Raw genomic sequence first — 18,091 nt, 5'->3', positions numbered from 1 at the left:
AAGATAGAAAGATGATAAATCGAAAGAGTTTTTTAAAAACATCGCTATTGGCAATAGCGCCTTTAAACTTTTCGGGACTGCTAAAGGAAAAACCAAAAAAAGGGAAGAAGCCCGTTGTAATTTCAACCTGGCACACAGGAACCGACGCCAATAAAGCAGCTTGGGAAGTGCTATCGAAAGGAGGTTATGCTTTAGATGCCGTAGAAAAAGGAGTTATGGTTGAAGAGGCAAACCCCAAGAATATAACGGTAGGTTACGGTGGACGCCCGGATCGGGATGGAAATGTGACCTTAGATGCTTGTGTGATGAATGAAGATGGAAACTGTGGAGCTGTAGCATTCTTGCAGGATATCATGCATCCAGTTTCTGTAGCCCGTAAAGTGATGACCGAAACCCCGCATAGCTTACTGGTAGGTGTAGGTGCTAAGAAATTTGCTTTAGAGCAGGGGTTCAAAGAGACGAATCTATTAACCAAGAAGTCTGAAGAAGAGTGGGAAGAATGGCTCAAGAATTCTGAATATGAGCTGGAAATAAATGTTGAAAACCACGACACCATCGGAATGTTGGCTTTAGATGAAGATGGAAGAGTTTGTGGAGCTTGTACCACAAGTGGAGCAGCTTATAAGATGAATGGAAGGGTTGGTGATTCTCCAATTATTGGTTCGGGCTTATTTATTGATCCAAAAGTTGGTGGTGCTGTAGCCACTGGAGCCGGAGAGGAAGTAGTAAAGACCGCTGGGAGCCATTTAGTAGTGGAGATGATGCGAGCCGGACATTCTCCCGAAGAGGCTTGCAAAATTGCCATTGAGCGAATTTTAGAACGTTATCCCGGGGACCCCAAAAAAATACAGGTAGGCTATATAGCTTTGAATAATGAAGGTGTTTACGCCGGTTACAGTATTCAGGAAGGCTTTGATGTATCAGTTTATAATGCTGATGGTAACCGAGCTGAACCAACTGAATATCTAATATAAGCCGGATACTCAATGCAATTCTCTCCCATCGATTATATCGTTATTGTAGTATATCTGGTGGGAGTGGCAATTCTTGGACTGAAATCATCCGGTAAGCAAACTTCAAATAAAGACTACTTTTTAGGTGGTGATGGGATCCCATGGTGGGCTGTTTTGTTTTCCATTGTGGCCACTGAAACAAGTACGCTCACCTTTATCAGTATTCCTGCTGTGGCTTATGGCGGCAACCTTACTTTTTTGCAAATTACGGTGGGTTATATCATTGGGCGGGTGTTTGTAGCACTTTTCTTTTTGCCTAAATATTATGAAGGTGATCTGCTCACTGCCTATACCTTCCTTGAGAAGCGGTTTGGTGATGGCATGCGGAATGCTGCCAGTACTACTTTCATGATTACCCGACTGCTGGCCGACGGTGTTCGGCTATTTGCAACGGCTATTCCTTTAGCCATTATTTTGAGATTGGGCGGAGCTTTTTCTGGCTGGGGTGACTTAGAATTATACATCGTTTCTATTTGTGTGATTACAGCCATTACCCTCATCTATACCTTTTTTGGAGGGATTAAAGCTGTTGTATGGATGGACTTCGTTCAAATGATTGTGTACATCGGGGGGGCATTTATTGCAGTTGGTGTTCTGTTGGGGAATTTACCTGCCGGATTTGAACTGCCATCCGAAAAGCTCCAACTCATCAACCTTGGGTTTGATATGAGCTTTAAAGAATTTATAGCTCAGCCTTACACTCTTATTACAGCCATTGTTGGAGGCGCTGTTTTCTCGCTTGCTTCTCATGGAACGGATCAGCTATTGGTGCAGCGAGTGCTTGCAACACGTGATTTAAAGTCCGGCCAGAAAGCAATGATCTGGAGTGGGGTTTTAGCAGCTTTGCAATTTGCTCTTTTTATGGGGATTGGCTTACTGCTCTTTATGTTTTATGAGGGAATGTCAGCTACCGATATGGGATTGGCAACTACGGATGAAGTCTTTGCAAAATTCATCGTAGAGCAGCTTCCGGTGGGCATCTCGGGTCTTATTGTAGCTGCATTGTTTGCGGCTGCTATGAGTAGCCTGAGTTCGTCTCTGAACTCCCTGGCATCTTCAACCACCTTTGATTTGTATAAGCCCTATTTCGGTAAAGACAATAACGAAGCCGAAGACTTATCTATTTCCCGCAAAATTACGATGGGGTGGGGTGTGATTCTAACTGCCTCAGCAATTTTCTTTGCGGTGCTTCAGCTGCAGGGTGGCGAGCGCCCAGCTATTGTAGAGCTTGGGTTGGGGATAGCATCATACACTTACGGCGGATTATTGGGAGCGTTCTTACTTGGGATGTTTTTCCCCAAGCCCGATAAAACCGATGCCATGATTGGGTTTTTCTTTGGGCTGATCTCATTGCTATTCATGGTTCAGGGGCCTATTCAAAATATCTTACCGGGGGATGGCTTAGCCATTGCCTGGCCACTTTACACCTTGGTCGGCTCAACAATTGTGGTTATTGTAGGCTCACTTTCAGCAAGAATTAGAGGATCGAAAAATGGATAGTAACAAACAGTTGATTCATAAACTTTACTTAGCACTCAAAGAGCAGGATGCCAAAACCATGCTGAGTTGCTATCACGAAAAAGCCACTTTTAAAGATCCTGTATTTGAACTTCATTCAAAAAGTGAAATTGATGATATGTGGACGATGCTTTGCAGTCGTGCCAAAGAGTTTGAGCTTACTTTTGATGAAGTAGAAGCTGATGATTCAACCGGTTCAGCACATGTAGAAGCCAAATATCTATTTTCAGCTACCGGCCGTAAAGTTCACAATAAAATTGATGCTAACTTCCAGTTTCAGGATGGACTGATTATCGAGCATAGAGATTATTTTGATTTTTGGCGATGGAGCAGGTACGCTTTGGGCCTGCCCGGGTATTTGCTTGGCTGGACTCCATTTCTGCAAAAGAAAGTGCAAAAAGAAGTCCGCAATAGCATGGAGAAGTTTAGGGGATAATTTCTTAGAAAGACTGATATCCTGACTGGCAGCGAATGTTTTATTTGTCATAATTGTAATACTATCAAACCACAAAAAGATAGAAATATGGCACATACACTCAAGATAAAAGACATTCAGAACGTAACGCACGACGTAAAAAGCTTCACTATTGAAAAACCGGATGGCTACGATTTTGAGCCGGGGCAGGCCACGGAAGTAGCTATTGATAAAGATGGATGGAGAGAAGAGAAACGTCCATTTACCTTCACTTCTCTGCCTGAAGATGATGAGCTTGAATTCACCATAAAGATTTATCCAGAGCATGACGGAGTAACCGAGCAGATCGGGAAGCTGGAAGTTGGAGATGCTTTCTTGGTTGATGATGCTTGGGGAACCATTCAGTACGACGGCGAAGGAGTCTTTATAGCAGGTGGGGCTGGAGTAACACCATTTATAGCTATTCTGCGAGATCTTAACAAAAATGGTGAGATCGGAAATAACACCCTCATCTTTTCCAACAAAACAGAAAAGGATATTATCCTGCAAAAAGAATTTGAGGATATTCTGGGGAATCAGTTCATCAATGTGATTACAGATGAAGAACCATCGGGAGACCATGTTTTCTTAGATGGATTTATCGATAAGGAATTTCTGGCTTCACTAATTAATGACTTTGATCAGCCGTTTTACGTATGTGGTCCAGGTCCTTTTAATGATGCGATTATGGGATATTTGAAAGAGCTAGGGGCCGACCCGGAAGCATTAGTTTTTGAGGAGTGATATAATCCTTTATCAAGATTTGAGTAGTCTTTCTGACCATCTTTGTTCCTTCCCTACTTCGCTGGCTCTTGCAAGGAAGGAGAAGCCTAAAAGAGAGCTGGAGTAGATTCTTCTTTAAGTATCAAAAAATAGAATCTGCTATTGATTGATGAGAGGCGTCCTCTTTCCCTTTTCAAAGGGAAAGAGACAGAGATAGGGTTTTGAGAAGTAGGCTTAAGCTGTATTCAATGGCAACCCTGCATTTAAATGCTTTTATTAGTGAGACAATCAAACTCACTCATTTACTTATAAATTTATGCGACAGAAGCTGCTCAGTGAAGGCGCCAAGGAACTTTCTTATGAAATCCGTGAGATTGTTAAGAAGGCAAATATCCTTCAGAAGGAAGGCGTTGAAATCACCTGGGAGAACATCGGCGATCCCATCCAGAAAAATGCCAAAGTACCCGAATGGATAAAAGAAATTATCCAAGATTTAGCAGCAGATAACATCACCTATGGATACAGTGATTCAAAGGGAGAACTTGAAACCCGAGAATTTCTTGCAGCCAGAAATAATGAGATGGGTGGAGCTCAAATTACCGCCGATGACATCCTCTTTTTTAATGGGTTGGGTGATGCCATCTCAACGCTCTATCAATATTTAAATTCTACATCCCGTGTTATAGGACCCTCTCCGGCTTACTCAACACATTCTTCCGCGGAAGCTGCGCACGCCAACCACAAGCCGCTAACGTATAAATTAGATCCGGAGAACAGCTGGTATCCGGACATGGAAGACTTGCGGAATAAAGTGGAGTTCAACCCGAATGTAGTAGCTATTCTGCTCATCAATCCGGACAACCCGACCGGGATGGTATATCCAAAAGAGATTCTGGATGGCATAGTGGCTCTGGCTAAGGAGTTTGACTTGATGCTGATTTCAGATGAAATCTATCATCACATCACCTATAACGGTGCCCGTTCATATGCTCTTTCGGAAGTTATTGATGATGTGCCAGGTATTGCGATGAAGGGAATTTCAAAAGAAATGCCATGGCCGGGTGCAAGATGTGGATGGATTGAATGCTATAATCGTGATAAAAGCTCTGAGTTCGATCAATTATGCAATGCGCTTGACGATGCAAAGATGATTGAAGTTTGCTCAACGACGCTTCCCCAAATGGCGATCCCAAAAATTTTGGGTGATCAGCGTTTTACTGAATACCGTGATGCTTTGAATAAAAAAATAGGATGGCGCAGCACCTTTATTGCCGATACCCTTTCGGAAGTGCCCGAATTAATTATTAATAAAACCTATGGGGCTTTCTACAATACCATTGTTTTCAAGGAAGGGGTTTTGAAAGATAATCAGTCACTCGAAATAGAGAATCCGGTGGTTAAAAAGAAAGTAGAGGATTGGGTAGAAGGTGTACCGCTCGATTTTCGATTTGTCTATTATTTATTAGGGGCTACAGGTATCTGCGTGGTTCCTATCTCTTCTTTTTGCTCAAATTTGCTCGGATTTAGGGTTACACTGTTGGAGGAAGACGAAGAGCTTCTCAAAAAGACCTTTACGCAAGTCCGTGATTCTATTCGGGAATACCTCGATTCTTAGGCGATAATACGGGCTAAAATAGCCCTAAAACCGAAATTCGCAACCGAGTAGTTATTTTCTTTTCTTTGAGAGCAATCATCAATGAATGAAAACATGACGCACGGCACGCACAACGCGGTTTATGATCCGCGAAATGAAGATGTACTGATTTACGTGAACGGGGAGCTTTTCCCTCGTAACGAAGCCAAGATCTCTGTTTTTGACAGCGGCTATTTGGTAGGTGATGGAGTGTGGGAAGGATTCCGCCTTCACAAAGGCGTATTGGTTTTTCTAAAAGAACATTATGACCGTCTTTTTCAGGGAGCCAAAACAGTCGGCATGGATTTGAAGATGTCGCGTGAAGAAATCACCGAAGCCATATGGAAAACACTGGATGCCAATGAGATGAAAGATGGGGTCCACGTTCGGTTGATGTTTACAAGAGGAATTAAAAAGACGCCGTCACAAGATCCCCGACTGACCGTTTCTGGCCCAAATTTGGTTATAATAGCCGAATACAAAAAAGCCGATCCTGAAAGCCGTGATCGGGGCGTTACTTTATTTACCAGTACCATACGTCGCGGTTCACCCGACTATCTTGATCCAAGACTGAACTGCCACAGTAAGATTCACGAAGTGCAGGCATTGGTTCAAGCATTAGAAGCCGGCGCAGATGAAGCGTTGATGCTGGATATAAATGGATTTGTATCAACATGTAATGCCACCAACTTTTTTATGATAAAAGATGGCGAGGTCTGGACCTCGACCGGTCAGTATTGCATGAATGGTATTACTCGCGGTAAAGTTATTGAAGTTTGTGAAGAAGAAGGGATTCCCTGTTATCAAAAGAATTTTTCGTTGTTTGATGTATATGGAGCAGATGAAGCTTTTGTAACTGGAAGTTTTGGCGGGCTCACTCCCGTTACAGAAATTGATGGACGTACTATTTCAGAATCTGGTCCCGGAGAATTAACTCAACGCTTACAGAAGTTGTATGAAGAAGCGATTGAGCAAGGAGTGAACAAAGTAAAAGTGTAACCATTTAATATAATGTAGTTGCCCCAAAGTAGAATGAAGTTGAGTGGGCAATTCAAATAAGGAAAACAGAACATATGTTAAAGACAAAACGAATTTGCTTGTGGAGCGGTCCACGAAACATCTCAACGGCGCTGATGTATTCATTTGCACAGCGCAGCGACTCCACCGTATTTGATGAGCCGCTTTACGCTCATTATCTATCTTCAACGAATGCGGCTGAGTACCACCCCGGTGCTAAAGAAGTGCTTGAAAGCCAGGAAAATGATGGCCAAAAAGTGGTCGATGAAATATTCTTGGGAGATTACGACACGCCAATCGCATTCTTTAAAAACATGTCTCACCATTTGGTGAACCTTGACTGGGATTTTCTCGGTGAGATGGTTAATGTGATATTAACACGTCCGCCCAAAGACATGCTCCTTTCTTACGCTAAGCATGTTAAAAACCCAACAATGCAGGATGTGGGTTATGAGAAGCACTTAGAGATAGTTAAATATCTGCATGCTATCGATAAGAAGCCTTTGATTGTTGACTCTAAAGATATCCTGCAGTATCCACAATCACGCTTACGGGAACTGTGTGGAACATTGGGTATTCCTTTTGATGAAGGTATGCTGAAATGGCCTGCGGGACCACGAAAAGAAGATGGAGTGTGGGCGAAGCATTGGTATCACAATGTGCACCGTTCAACAGGCTTCCGGTCTTATAAGTCAAAAAATGAAGAACTCCCTGAAAACCTGAAAGAACTGCATGATCAGTGCCAGGAAGCGTACGAAGAACTGCTCGAGTTAGCTTAAGTCAGAGGTTTTGATCTTTTTGGATACGGCGCAGGGCGACAAATCCAGTGGTCAAAGTACAAATTATAGCCCTCGTTCCGACGCTCTGCGTCGGAACGAAAAAGCAACGTTATTCAATAAAACAGAAAACCCCAGCTTCAAGCCGGGGTTTTTTAGTTTCAAATATTTTGAAAAGGGTTAGAGTACAATCGTCTCTGTACGCTTAGGTCCGGTTGAAATAATAGTAAACTTCACGCCTAAATATTCTTCAACAAAAGAAATATAAGACTGTGCAGTTGCCGGTAATTTGTCCCAGTCGGTAACGCCTTCGATAGAGTTCTTCCATCCCGGAAGGGAAGTATAGACCGGCTCAACATTTCTTATATCTTCTAGCGAAAGAGGATAGACATCCGTCTCTTCGCCATTTAATTTATAGGCCGTGCAGACTTTGATTTCCTCAAAGCCGTCCATTACATCCATTTTTGTTAGCGTAAGCTCGTTGATGCCATTCAGTTGAACAACATATTTCAAAGCTACTAAATCAAGCCAGCCACAACGGCGAGGTCGCCCGGTGGTTGCTCCAAACTCAGCTCCTTTTTTGCGAAGCTCTTCGCCGGTTTCATCCAACAGCTCGGTAGGGAAAGGGCCGTTTCCGACACGGGTACAATACGCTTTGGTGATTCCCATCACTTTATCGAGTGCTGTAGGAGGAATTCCTGATCCGGTACATGCACCGCCTGAAGTAGGTGATGAAGATGTAACATATGGATAGGTTCCGTGATCTACATCCAGCATGGTGCCTTGAGCACCTTCAAGCAGAATAGACTTGCCATTCTTGATGCCTTCATGCATCAGGTTTGTTGTATTGCAGATGTAAGGCTCCAGCGTTTTGATGGAGTCTTCCAGTTCAGCCAGCAAGTCATCAGTGCTAAGAGTAGGCTCTTTGTAGAGATTTTCAAGCGCAAAGTTGATGTCTTTCAGATTCTGATCAATTTTCTCACGAAGTACATCGCGATCAAGCAGATCTACCATACGAATACCAACGCGGGAAACTTTACTGACATAAGCCGGGCCGATTCCTCGTCCCGTGGTGCCGATAGCGTCACCGCCCCTGCGTTTTTCTTTGAGTTGATCAAGCAATTTATGGTAGGGGAGAATAACATGTGCAGTTTGGCTGATGAAGAATCGCCCTTCAAGGCTGAAGCCCATCTCCTTAACACCGTTGATTTCTTCGACCAGTGCAATAGGGTCTATAACAACACCATTGCCAATTACGCAGTTGGCATCACCATTAAAAATTCCAGAAGGAATAAGGTGCAGAACTACTTTTTTGTCGTCGAATTTAAGGGTGTGCCCGGCATTAGCTCCACCTTGAAAGCGAACTACATAATCAGCCTTATTGCTGAGGAGGTCAACAATTTTGCCTTTCCCCTCATCACCCCATTGTGCTCCTATAACAACTCTTGTACTCATAATGTGTCAATAAAAAAGGGGTGCAAAACACCCCTTAGATTCAATTTTTGTTTAAATATCACTCTTCAAAAGATTCAGCGGCTTCTTCTACAGATTTGTAGTGTTTGAAGACGGTGATCAATTTAGTGACAATCAACAGGCTTTCGATCTTATCGGTAGCATTTGCAATGCGAAGATCACCACCAGCTTTGCGCATGGTAGTAAGGGCTCCAATGAGCATACCAAGACCTGAGGAGTTCATAAATTTCACTTTACCAAGATCCACAACAATATTGGTTTTATCGCTGTCGATTAGTTCGTGAAGTTTCTCGTTCAAGCTAACGGCATCAGGGCCACCCATTACGTTTCCCTTGAATTCGATAACTACACTGCTGTAGCGTTCTGATGTATTAAAGCTCATAGATTTCCTGTTGTTTTAGTTTTAAGATTTTTGTGTACGTGCTTCAAGTTCAACAACCAACGAGCTGGCTACAAATAGCGAACTGTAAGTACCAAGTACAATACCGATTAAGAGTGCAAAAGAAAAGCCTTTCAACACTTCACCGCCGAAAATAAACAGCACAGTTACCACAAACAAGGTAGTTATAGAAGTTATGACTGTACGGCTAAGCGTGTCGTTAAGACTTTTGTTTACCATGGGCATAAAATCCATTCCTTTGTGCACATTGGAGTTCTCACGAATACGGTCAAATACTACTACCGTATCGTTCAATGAGTAACCCACAATAGTCAGGAAGGCGGCAATAATAGCCTGATCTACCTGAAGGCTGAATGGAACCAAATCTCCCAAAATGGTAAATATACCAAGTACAATTACAACATCATGGATAAGGGCTGCAACAGCACCTGCTGAAAAGGTCCAGTTACGGAATCGAATCAGGATGTAGAGGAAGATAATCACCATGGCGTAGATAACAGCCTGGAGAGCACCGGACTTGAGATCTTCCGCAAATCGGGGCCCTACCACATCAGTTTTAATAACAAGGAAGGGGTTATCCGGGTACAACTCGCTTACTGTTGAGGTAATTATTTGCTGTACTTCATTAATAGGTTGTTCATTGTCGGTACGGATGAGGATCTCACTTTCAGAACCGAACAGTTTAAGTTCTGGAGTAGCTCCAAGTGGCTCGGAGAGATTCGATCTCATGTCAACAACACTTACGGGGTTTTCGAAATCAAGAACGAATTCTTTTCCGCCTTTGAAGTCGATGCCGTACTGTAGTCCTTTGGTTAAAATAGCACCAACAGAAGCTAAGAACAGGACTGCTGAAACGATATAGGCAATCTTTCTTGCTCCGTTAAAGTCAAAATTAGGGGTTTCAAACCATCTCATAATATTTATTCCTTTAGTCGTTTAAATTTCTTTTGTATTAACCGAAGCTTACTGCGCTTTGCTTGGCTTGAGTTAGGTAATCAACAACAACACGTGTGATTACAATAGCGCTAAATAAGGAGGCTACAATACCGGCCATCAGTGTAACCGCAAAACCTTTGATAGGACCTACTCCAAAACTGAATAGGATGATACCCACAAAGAAGGTGGTTACGTTGGCATCAACAATAGCACTCATAGCATTGGCATAACCTGCTTCAATTGAGGCCTTAAGCGTTTTACCGGTGCGCTGTTCTTCACGAATTCGGTCAAAGATTAGCACGTTGGCATCTACCGCCATACCAATGGTTAATACAATACCAGCTATACCAGGAAGGGTTAGCGTGGCTTTGAAGGCAGCTAAAATTCCAAGAATGAAAACGATATTAAGCAGGAGTGCGATATCAGCAATTCCACCACCGGTTCGGTAATAGATAATCATGAATATGGCAACAACACCTAATCCAAATAGGATAGAGTTTAAACCGGCCTGGATAGATTCAGCTCCTAAAGTTGCACCTACCGTACGTTCTTCAAGAATTTCGAGTGGGGCAGGAAGCGCACCTGAAAGCAGGATGTTAACCAAATCCTCAGCTTCATCAACACCGTCTAATCCAGTAATGGAAGAACGACCGTTTGAGATTTTGGTTTGTACGTTAGGATATGAGAATACGTATCCATCCAATACAATAGCTACCGGCTTACCAATGTTAGCACCTGTAATTCTGCCCCATTTTCGGGCACCTTCACTATTCATGCTCATTGATACTTCAGGCACGTTAGTGGCAGGATCGAATTGCACGGTGGCTGCTTCAATAACATCACCGGTTAGCTCGATTTGAGTTCTTACACCAATAAGCTGGTAAAGATCTTCTCCGCCTTGCCCGGGAAGTGGGCTTGCGCTCCACATCATAGTTGTACTTCTCGGCATGAAGCGGCTTACAGCATCAGCAGTCAGCAGGTCCATCACGCGTGAAGTATCGTCAGCTGTAGCGTATCCAACTAAATAAGGGCTTTGAGCCGGCACCAACACTTCTTCTAAAGGATTGAATTGATTGGTTGCGGCCGTGTCAGCTGTGTCAGAATCTGATTGGAAATTGTCGTAATACTCGTAAACTGAATTTACAAAAGAACGAAATTCCTGAGCATCAGCAGCCAGGCGGAATTCAAGACGTGCTGTTCCTTTTAGGAGACTACGTACACGTTCTTTGTCTTCCACACCAGGAAGCTCAACCACGATTCGGTTGTTGCCTTGCTTTACAATAGAAGGCTCAGTTACACCGTAGCGGTCAACACGGGTACGGATAATTTCTATAGCACGATCAAGTGCAGATGTGCGCTGTGCTTTGAGGAAAGTCGCAATTTCTTCATTTGAAGAACGGCGAGTGATATCCATCGCGTCATTTCTGTAATAACGGCTAAGTCTGGCATCAGGATCTCGTGATTCAAATTCAGCAACCATCTCATCAATGAAATCTGAATCGTTTTCTAGTGATCGTTCTGCTGCTACGTCAATGACGTCATTAATTAACTCGTCGGCATCTTCACCCGCTAATTCGCGAATGAGCTGAGGTACGCCAACTTCAAGCGTTACGTGCATACCACCCTGAAGGTCAAGACCAAGAGATAGAATGTTTGAGCGAAGTTCTTCCAGCTTTTGCTGGTTGTCTTCCTTGTACTGAGCTTCTTCGGAAGGACTAAGTTCTTCCATATAATTTTGCTCTAAAGACCATAAGATCGTTGGGTACAGGTAGAACAGTGTTAGGGCTAAAAACGCCACTATACAACCGATTTTAAATCCGTTTCCTTGCATAATTTTGTGTATTTGTAGTTGGTTAGATAAAAGTTTGAATAAAAGGGAATTGTAAGCCGGGAGGTTATTTCACTCAGAGCTCACAAATAAAAAAAAGTAAGAGGGGATAGCCTATGGCGCACCGATAGCCGTGCCGCCTGAAAGGGGAGAAATATTGAAATTCAATGCTTCAGAAGCAGGAGTTGCTACTGAACCTGATAAAACCAGGGTGTTAAAAGTCTTTTGTTTTTGAAGGTCGTGTCCAGCAAAAGCTAATCCATCAATAGGAAGTATAGAGTGTGGTTTGGCCTGCTTAACGATAACGGCTTTACCCATTCCTGAAGAGGACTGATAAGCATTCCATTCTTTAAGAAGTAACTGGAAGACCTCATTTTCGTCTTTGGACTGAGCGTCGACCGGAAGTTCGAAATCATCCGAATGTGCTTTTACGAGTGCAGAAGCCTTACGAATAATGGACTCTAACTCATCATTGCTGCTCTGTAGATCCTTTATCTGGTCATAAACAGAAGCATTATTGCCCGTCTTCAAATTAGATTGAAGCCAGCTGGTAAATGCATCATGGTCAGCTTGCTCACTAACAGGCTTCATAAAATAAAGCACCATTCCTGCAAGCAACAGGCATACATTAACCGTTCGGGCGATATGTGTGCGGAAAAATTCCATTGGGCGCAAAATATAACGAACTAAACACCAATAATGAACTGAAAATTATGTTCGATATCAGAGATTCGAAAACTAAGATTACATGGCTTTTATGAGAATAAGCCTTTGGTAATAGCAAAGCGAACTGCGGATGCCCGGGAGTGAACATGAAGCTTTTTGTAGATACTCTTTATATGCACCCTAACGGTGTGTGGACTTATAAAAAGTCGATCAGCCAGAAGTTCGGCAGTTAGGTCATCTACAATACCTTCCAGGATATCCATTTCCCGATCGGTGAGGGAGAACTCTGCTTGTACTTCTTCTTTTTTCTTTGATTTACTCTCTTGAACATTCTGTACGTACATCATCAGCTTGGAAGCAATTTTTGGAGATAGAGCTGCTCCGCCGTCCATAAGCTCTTCCATGGCATCAACATACTTTTGGATCGGATCGTCTTTGAGTAGATATCCGGAAGCACCTGCATGGATAGATTGAAATATCTTGTCCTCTTCCTCAAAAACCGTTTGAATAAGTATATCGATCTCCGGATAAGCAGCTTTGATTTCACGAGTTGCTTCGATGCCAGATTTACCGGGCATTTCAATGTCCATCAAAATGATCTGAGGCCGCATGCTGTCGGGTAACCTGTTGAGCATGTCCATGCTTTCCCGGGCATTGGTGGCATGCATCACAATTTGCAGGTGATCATAAAAAGATAAGCGGGTTTTTAACCGCTCGGCTACTTTTAACTGATCTTCAACTATTCCTATTCGTATATCCATTGCACAAAAGAACGTATTTAATAGGCTAAGGTAAATACCTTAATCAGGGTATATCAGGGATGGAAAGAGTGATCTGGGTTTCCTGTCCAGGACTACTTTCAACCTGTAAATCAGCCCTCATACTATCAGCCCTTTTTTGCATATTGATGAGTCCGTAGCCGTTGTTTTTCGACTTCTCAACGTCAAAACCGGAGCCATTATCCTTGATGATAACATTTAAGCCACTGTCATTTTGCTCGAAAAGAATCTGAAGGCAATCCGCGTTGGAGTATTTTTTTGCATTATTCAGTGCTTCCTGAATAATCCGCATGAGGTTTAAAGAAAGGGTTGGATTCAGACTGATTGATTTTTCTACGTTAGACACGACCTCTCCCTTCATGTCTCCAAGATATCGCTGCTGTTTGCCAACGTATTCCTTGATGTGATCGAGAAACTGGGAGAAGTCAATTTTGTCTTTATCCATAAGCCAGATAGTTTCTCGTAAATCGGCCATAGCACTTCGGGCATCCGTATCTAGAGCCGATAGGATTTTTACCGCTTCATCTTGCTGGTCTTTCTGAATATGCAAATTCCCAATTTCGATTCCGGTTATCAGGTTTGAAATTTGAGACCCTACGTTATCGTGCAGATCTCTGGAAATCCGTTCCCGCTCTTTGTGGATCTTATTCTCCATTTCTGCTTTTGCTAACTGAATCTGGAGTTCATTCTCCCGCTCAACATTTTTCCTTTTAATTTTCTGTTGGCGCAGAATCATGCCGGATATAAAAAACCCTACAAATAAAGCACTTGCCAGTGCGCTAAGAATCCAGTTCTGTTGCCTTACTTTCAATTGCTCAGAGCTTAATTCTGCCTGCTTGATTGCTAATTCCTTTTCCTTCTGTTCTGTTTCGAATTGAACTTCAAGTTCAGCTAGCCGAGCATCGGTACTTTCGTTTACTCTTTCTTCCCGAAAAGAATTAAACAATTTTTGATAATGCAGAGCTGAGTCATACATCGCCTTTGATTCAAAAAGTCCGGCTAGCTGGTTAAAATTATGTTCTGCCAAATGATGGTAGTCGATGTTTAATGCCATTTGTAGCGAGGACCGGAAATTGTCAAAAGAAGATTCTACATCGCCTTGTTCCTGGTATAGAGAAGCAATGTTTGTAAGATCAATGGCCATGCCGGAAGAATCTTTCATTTGACCTTTTAAACGAAACGATTCCTGAAGATAGCCGATAGCCTGTTCGTAGTCTTCTAATTCTTGGTAGGCATTGCCTAAATATCCATATGAATAAGCAATCCCCAGGGTGTCTTTATTTTGGACTTTTATATCGAGTGATTGGTTCACAAAATAAATGGCGCTATCTACTTGAGACTGATTGAGCTTAACAATGCCATAATTGTTATAAGCATCTGAAAGCTCACGAGATTGTGGAAATGCTCTCAATAACTGAATACCACGCTGCATAAAATACTCAGCTCGGTCCATATCTCTTCTCCTAACGCCCCAGCCAAGTTCAGCAAATCCATCTCCGGCTTCCAAAAGCATATCAAGTTCTTCATATAAGCTGATGGATCTTATTCGATATTCAATGCTTTCGTCCCAGTCTCCCAAGTAGCTTTTGGCGATCGACATGTTTGCCAGAATCTCAGCTACTGCTTCCTTCTCATCTTCTGATTCAGCCAAAAGCTGGGCTTCATATAAAAAGGTGAAAGCTTCCTCAGGTTTACTCGTGATGTACTGAAAAGTAAGAGCACGTGCAGAATCAATAGTAACTTCTGCTGTACTATCTGAATCTTGACCGAAGGTCAAACCCGTGCCGGACAGAAAAAATAAAAACAGAAAGAATAGAAAGCCTTTGTTATAAATCCCCATAAAGTAATTACCCCAAATTTTAAAGCAGCGGAAATATATTTATATGGAATTAATAAACAAAGAGTATGTAGTACTGTGCTTTTTTATCTTGTTGAAAAGGTCTTTACCACAACAAAACAGAGTGTTTTTCTCTTAGATTTTGGTTATCTGTAGAGAATAATTTTAGAGATCACATTTATTCATTCGAGAACGTTGGGCAAATTTATCGAAAAATATAGGGGACTTGTTTCCATCGTTGTCGGCGTTGTACTTAGCGTATTGGTACTACTTCTCTGGCTGGGTAATCACCGTAATATTCAGGAAACAAAACTTAACAAAATAGAAGAAACCGCCCAGCTCATAACTCTTCAGTTCGAAAGAAAGGTTCAAGAAAACATAAACAGCTTGTTGAATCTGAAAAAAAGATTGGAAGTGACCGAGGGAGCTTATTTCGACTATTGGGAATATGATGCAAGTAACATCATCAGCCAAGACTCATCTATTAGGTTTGTTGAATGGATTGACAGCACTATGGTAATTCGAAAGGTTGAACCCTTTGAGAGTAACAAAGAAGCTATTGGGTTGGATATTTCAAAACTGGATTATAGAAATACAACCTGGATACAGGCAACCCGGGATTCTGTGATCAATTTCACTAACTGGTTGACTCTTGTCCAAGGGCCTAATGCTTTTTTGGTGGATGCCCCCGTTTATTATGACGGCAACTTACAAGGTACGATCACAGCGGGTATGAATTTCACTTCAGACTTTAATAGTGTGATGAAAAGCTTAAACCAGTATCACATCGAGATTGTTGATGGTCAGGGGACACTTTTTTATCGCTACGACGAAGCAAACAATTATACAAGCCCAAAAAATTTTGCCATATCAAACAGTTTAGAACTTCCAGGCACCAATTCGAATCCTTGGACTGTTACCGTGTATCCAAACTACATTTTTGAGGAGGAAAACTCATTCTTGAATTCCATTTTTAACCTGACAATAGGGTTATTAATGTGTTTGATAATATCCATCTTGCTGTATTTCATGCAAACTGCTTTTGTAGCTCAAAAATCTGCATATCGGGCTAACCAAAGGATTCGTGCACTTATTGAATCATCCCCAATGGCTATTTATACCCTTGATAAATACGGTATTGTAAGTGATTTTTGGAATAAAGCAGCCGAAGAGATGCTTGGGTGGACTCAGGAAGAGGCATTAGGGAAGTTTTTGCCACATGTCCCTGATAATCAAAAAGAACACTTTGAAGAGCTTATGAAAATAGGCATGGATGAGGGGAAGATTAAGAACAAAGATATTGTTCGTTTCAAAAAAGATGGCAGCCCTATTTATCTGCGCTTAAACGTAAGTCAGATTATTGGCGACAGTTCAGAAAATAAGCAAATGTTAGCTATCGTTGAGGATGTAACTAAAGAGAAGGAGTACAAGGAGCAGCTAGAGAATTCAGTACATGAAAAAGAGGTGCTGCTTTCAGAAGTTCATCATCGGGTAAAAAATAATCTGGCAATTATCGTTGGGTTGATCGAACTACAGAAAGAAGGGCTTAGTGATGAAGATTTGAAAATAATTCTCAATCAAACCCAAAACCGGATCTTCTCTATATCCGGGGTGCACGAGCTGCTTTACAATACCGATAGTTTTACTGAGATTTCGTTTGAAGAGTACGCTATAAAACTGATTGATCGTATCCGAGGAATGTTTGAAAGCAGAGGAAAGCATATTTCTTTCAAACACGAATTCAATTCTACAAACCTAAATATTAATCAGGCGATTCCACTTGGGTTATTATTGAATGAACTTATTACAAACTCTTTTAAACACGCATTTGATAAAGGTGAGGGAACCATCAGCATAAGCCTTCGGGAGGATAAAGGGGAAATAAAGGTGATCTATAAAGATGATGGAAAAGGATTTAGTGATGACATCTTTGAAAGCTCAACTACAATGGGTGTGACCCTCATTAAAACATTACTCGACCAACTCGGAGCTGATCACAAATTGGAAACAGAAAGTGGCTTCAGCTTAACATTTACATTTAAAGTGAAGGAAAAAGGATCTCATTCAAATATTTAGAATCTAATTTAACAAGACTTAAGTATCGTTAATTAATTATGAAAAACTCTATTGGTATCATTGGAATGGGCTGGGTTGGAGCCAGCGTAGCAATTAGTATTTTGAATCGGGGAATCTGTAAAAATTTGCTGGTTAACGACTTGAATATGGATATTGCCGAGGGAGAAGCTATGGACCTTAATCATGGTTCATCTTTTTATCCTAGTGCAAAAGTAAAACCGGCCTCGATTGAAGAGATGGTTGATTGTGACGCCATTGTTGTGACAGCAGGAAGAGGGGGAGGTGAGAATGAATCCCGGCTTGATCTGCTAAAGGACAATGTCCGAATCGCTAAAGACATCTCGGAAAAGTTAGAAGGGTTCAAAGGAATTTTAGTAATTGTGTCAAACCCTGTGGATGTACTTACTTATTATTACCAGAAGTTTACGGGTCTTCCAAAGGAAAAGGTGATTGGCACGGGCACTTTCCTAGATACCTCCCGACTACGTGATATGGTTGCAGCACGGATGAATATAGATCCAAAAAGTATTCATGCATATGTTGTGGGGGAACACGGAGACAGCGAGGTAGTACTATGGTCAGGAGCTGATATTGGAGGAAAACCGATTCGCGACTGGCCGAATTGGGAGTCAGAATTTGAGAACGAAATAGCCGAAAAAGTCCGTAAAGCTGCATACGAAATCATCAAGAGAAAAGGGGCAACTAACCATGCTATCGGTCTGGTAACGGCCACCTTACTTAAATGGATTTTGAGAAATGAGCGCAGAATCGTAACGGTTTCAACCGTTCAGGATGAGGCTTTTGGCCTGAAAGATGTTGCTATCTCTCTACCATCTCTTGTTTCCTCTGAAGGGGTTGAAGACATCATCGAAATAACAATGAATGATAGAGAAAAAGAAAAATTTCAACAATCCGCTGAAGTCTTGAAGAAAGCTATCAACGAAGTGAAAGACTCATAAAAT

The 18,091-nt window shown here is 42.0% G+C and carries 16 protein-coding genes; 9 read left to right on the top strand and 7 right to left on the bottom strand.

Annotated elements, in window-relative coordinates:
• Positions 1-11: 11 nt before the first annotated feature.
• The 7 genes from CL667_15795 (at position 12) to CL667_15765 (ending at position 7,137) form a co-directional block, all read left to right on the top strand.
• Positions 12-974: a glycosylasparaginase gene (locus CL667_15795; GenBank protein ID MAL19161.1), complete on the top strand. Its 963-nt coding sequence runs from the start codon at positions 12-14 to the stop codon at positions 972-974.
• Between the two features lie 12 nt (positions 975-986).
• Positions 987-2,513: a sodium:solute symporter gene (locus tag CL667_15790; GenBank protein ID MAL19160.1), complete on the top strand. Its 1,527-nt coding sequence runs from the start codon at positions 987-989 to the stop codon at positions 2,511-2,513.
• Positions 2,506-2,967 carry a ketosteroid isomerase gene (locus CL667_15785; protein ID MAL19159.1) on the top strand — a complete coding sequence of 154 codons (462 nt, stop codon included), beginning with the start codon at positions 2,506-2,508 and terminating at the stop codon, positions 2,965-2,967. Before CL667_15790 ends, CL667_15785 begins: the two co-directional genes overlap by 8 nt.
• A gap of 87 nt (positions 2,968-3,054) precedes the next feature.
• The gene (locus CL667_15780) at positions 3,055-3,729 is read left to right on the top strand and encodes a flavodoxin reductase (GenBank protein MAL19158.1); all 675 of its coding nucleotides are present in this window, start codon (positions 3,055-3,057) and stop codon (positions 3,727-3,729) included.
• 295 nt (positions 3,730-4,024) lie between these two features.
• Complete coding sequence (locus CL667_15775; GenBank protein MAL19157.1) at positions 4,025-5,323, top strand: aminotransferase; 1,299 nt, start codon at positions 4,025-4,027, stop codon at positions 5,321-5,323.
• A 93-nt stretch (positions 5,324-5,416) separates the two neighbouring features.
• Positions 5,417-6,340, top strand: a complete 924-nt coding sequence (locus CL667_15770) for an aminotransferase class IV (GenBank protein ID MAL19156.1) — start codon at positions 5,417-5,419, stop codon at positions 6,338-6,340.
• Positions 6,341-6,414: 74 nt separating this feature from the next.
• A complete protein-coding gene (locus CL667_15765; GenBank protein ID MAL19155.1) occupies positions 6,415-7,137 on the top strand; it encodes a sulfotransferase family protein in 723 nt (240 codons plus the stop codon).
• A 177-nt stretch (positions 7,138-7,314) separates the two neighbouring features.
• Here the strand turns inward: CL667_15765 and CL667_15760 are convergent, their stop codons facing one another.
• The 7 genes from CL667_15760 to CL667_15730 form a co-directional block, all read right to left on the bottom strand.
• Positions 7,315-8,589, bottom strand: a complete 1,275-nt coding sequence (locus CL667_15760) for an adenylosuccinate synthase (GenBank protein MAL19154.1) — start codon at positions 8,587-8,589, stop codon at positions 7,315-7,317.
• A 58-nt stretch (positions 8,590-8,647) separates the two neighbouring features.
• Positions 8,648-8,989: an anti-anti-sigma factor gene (locus CL667_15755; GenBank protein MAL19153.1), complete on the bottom strand. Its 342-nt coding sequence runs from the start codon at positions 8,987-8,989 to the stop codon at positions 8,648-8,650.
• A 21-nt stretch (positions 8,990-9,010) separates the two neighbouring features.
• Positions 9,011-9,922 (bottom strand): protein translocase subunit SecF, encoded by a 912-nt coding sequence (gene secF, locus CL667_15750; protein MAL19152.1) that lies wholly within the window; start codon positions 9,920-9,922, stop codon positions 9,011-9,013.
• A gap of 37 nt (positions 9,923-9,959) precedes the next feature.
• Positions 9,960-11,774, bottom strand: coding sequence for a protein translocase subunit SecD (gene secD, locus CL667_15745; GenBank protein ID MAL19151.1), 1,815 nt, complete (start codon positions 11,772-11,774; stop codon positions 9,960-9,962).
• A gap of 111 nt (positions 11,775-11,885) precedes the next feature.
• The gene (locus CL667_15740; GenBank protein MAL19150.1) at positions 11,886-12,389 is read right to left on the bottom strand and encodes a hypothetical protein; all 504 of its coding nucleotides are present in this window, start codon (positions 12,387-12,389) and stop codon (positions 11,886-11,888) included.
• A gap of 137 nt (positions 12,390-12,526) precedes the next feature.
• Positions 12,527-13,198, bottom strand: a complete 672-nt coding sequence (locus CL667_15735; protein ID MAL19149.1) for a DNA-binding response regulator — start codon at positions 13,196-13,198, stop codon at positions 12,527-12,529.
• Positions 13,199-13,241: 43 nt separating this feature from the next.
• Complete coding sequence (locus tag CL667_15730) at positions 13,242-15,056, bottom strand: hypothetical protein (protein MAL19148.1); 1,815 nt, start codon at positions 15,054-15,056, stop codon at positions 13,242-13,244.
• A 192-nt stretch (positions 15,057-15,248) separates the two neighbouring features.
• Here CL667_15730 and CL667_15725 point away from each other — a divergent pair, with 192 nt between their 5' ends.
• Positions 15,249-17,129 carry a hypothetical protein gene (locus CL667_15725; protein ID MAL19147.1) on the top strand — a complete coding sequence of 627 codons (1,881 nt, stop codon included), beginning with the start codon at positions 15,249-15,251 and terminating at the stop codon, positions 17,127-17,129.
• A 35-nt stretch (positions 17,130-17,164) separates the two neighbouring features.
• Positions 17,165-18,088, top strand: a complete 924-nt coding sequence (locus CL667_15720) for an L-lactate dehydrogenase (GenBank protein ID MAL19146.1) — start codon at positions 17,165-17,167, stop codon at positions 18,086-18,088.
• Positions 18,089-18,091: the final 3 nt, after the last annotated feature.

This window comes from Balneola sp., from assembly GCA_002694685.1.
In the GTDB taxonomy this organism is placed as follows: domain Bacteria; phylum Bacteroidota; class Rhodothermia; order Balneolales; family Balneolaceae; genus Gracilimonas.
The sequence above is the reverse complement of the archived record's forward strand: the minus strand, read 5'-3'. Positions and strand labels throughout refer to the sequence as shown.

What these genes read in the sequence shown, in the direction of transcription:
- CL667_15795 (MAL19161.1), top strand. Translation starts at nt 12, where the DNA reads ATGATAAATCGAAAGAGTTTTTTAAAAACATCGCTATTGGCAATAGCG.
- CL667_15790 (MAL19160.1), top strand. Translation starts at nt 987, where the DNA reads ATGCAATTCTCTCCCATCGATTATATCGTTATTGTAGTATATCTGGTG.
- CL667_15785 (MAL19159.1), top strand. Translation starts at nt 2,506, where the DNA reads ATGGATAGTAACAAACAGTTGATTCATAAACTTTACTTAGCACTCAAA.
- CL667_15780 (MAL19158.1), top strand. Translation starts at nt 3,055, where the DNA reads ATGGCACATACACTCAAGATAAAAGACATTCAGAACGTAACGCACGAC.
- CL667_15775 (MAL19157.1), top strand. Translation starts at nt 4,025, where the DNA reads ATGCGACAGAAGCTGCTCAGTGAAGGCGCCAAGGAACTTTCTTATGAA.
- CL667_15770 (MAL19156.1), top strand. Translation starts at nt 5,417, where the DNA reads ATGACGCACGGCACGCACAACGCGGTTTATGATCCGCGAAATGAAGAT.
- CL667_15765 (MAL19155.1), top strand. Translation starts at nt 6,415, where the DNA reads ATGTTAAAGACAAAACGAATTTGCTTGTGGAGCGGTCCACGAAACATC.
- CL667_15760 (MAL19154.1), bottom strand. Translation starts at nt 8,589, where the DNA reads ATGAGTACAAGAGTTGTTATAGGAGCACAATGGGGTGATGAGGGGAAA.
- CL667_15755 (MAL19153.1), bottom strand. Translation starts at nt 8,989, where the DNA reads ATGAGCTTTAATACATCAGAACGCTACAGCAGTGTAGTTATCGAATTC.
- secF (MAL19152.1), bottom strand. Translation starts at nt 9,922, where the DNA reads ATGAGATGGTTTGAAACCCCTAATTTTGACTTTAACGGAGCAAGAAAG.
- secD (MAL19151.1), bottom strand. Translation starts at nt 11,774, where the DNA reads ATGCAAGGAAACGGATTTAAAATCGGTTGTATAGTGGCGTTTTTAGCC.
- CL667_15735 (MAL19149.1), bottom strand. Translation starts at nt 13,198, where the DNA reads ATGGATATACGAATAGGAATAGTTGAAGATCAGTTAAAAGTAGCCGAG.
- CL667_15730 (MAL19148.1), bottom strand. Translation starts at nt 15,056, where the DNA reads ATGGGGATTTATAACAAAGGCTTTCTATTCTTTCTGTTTTTATTTTTT.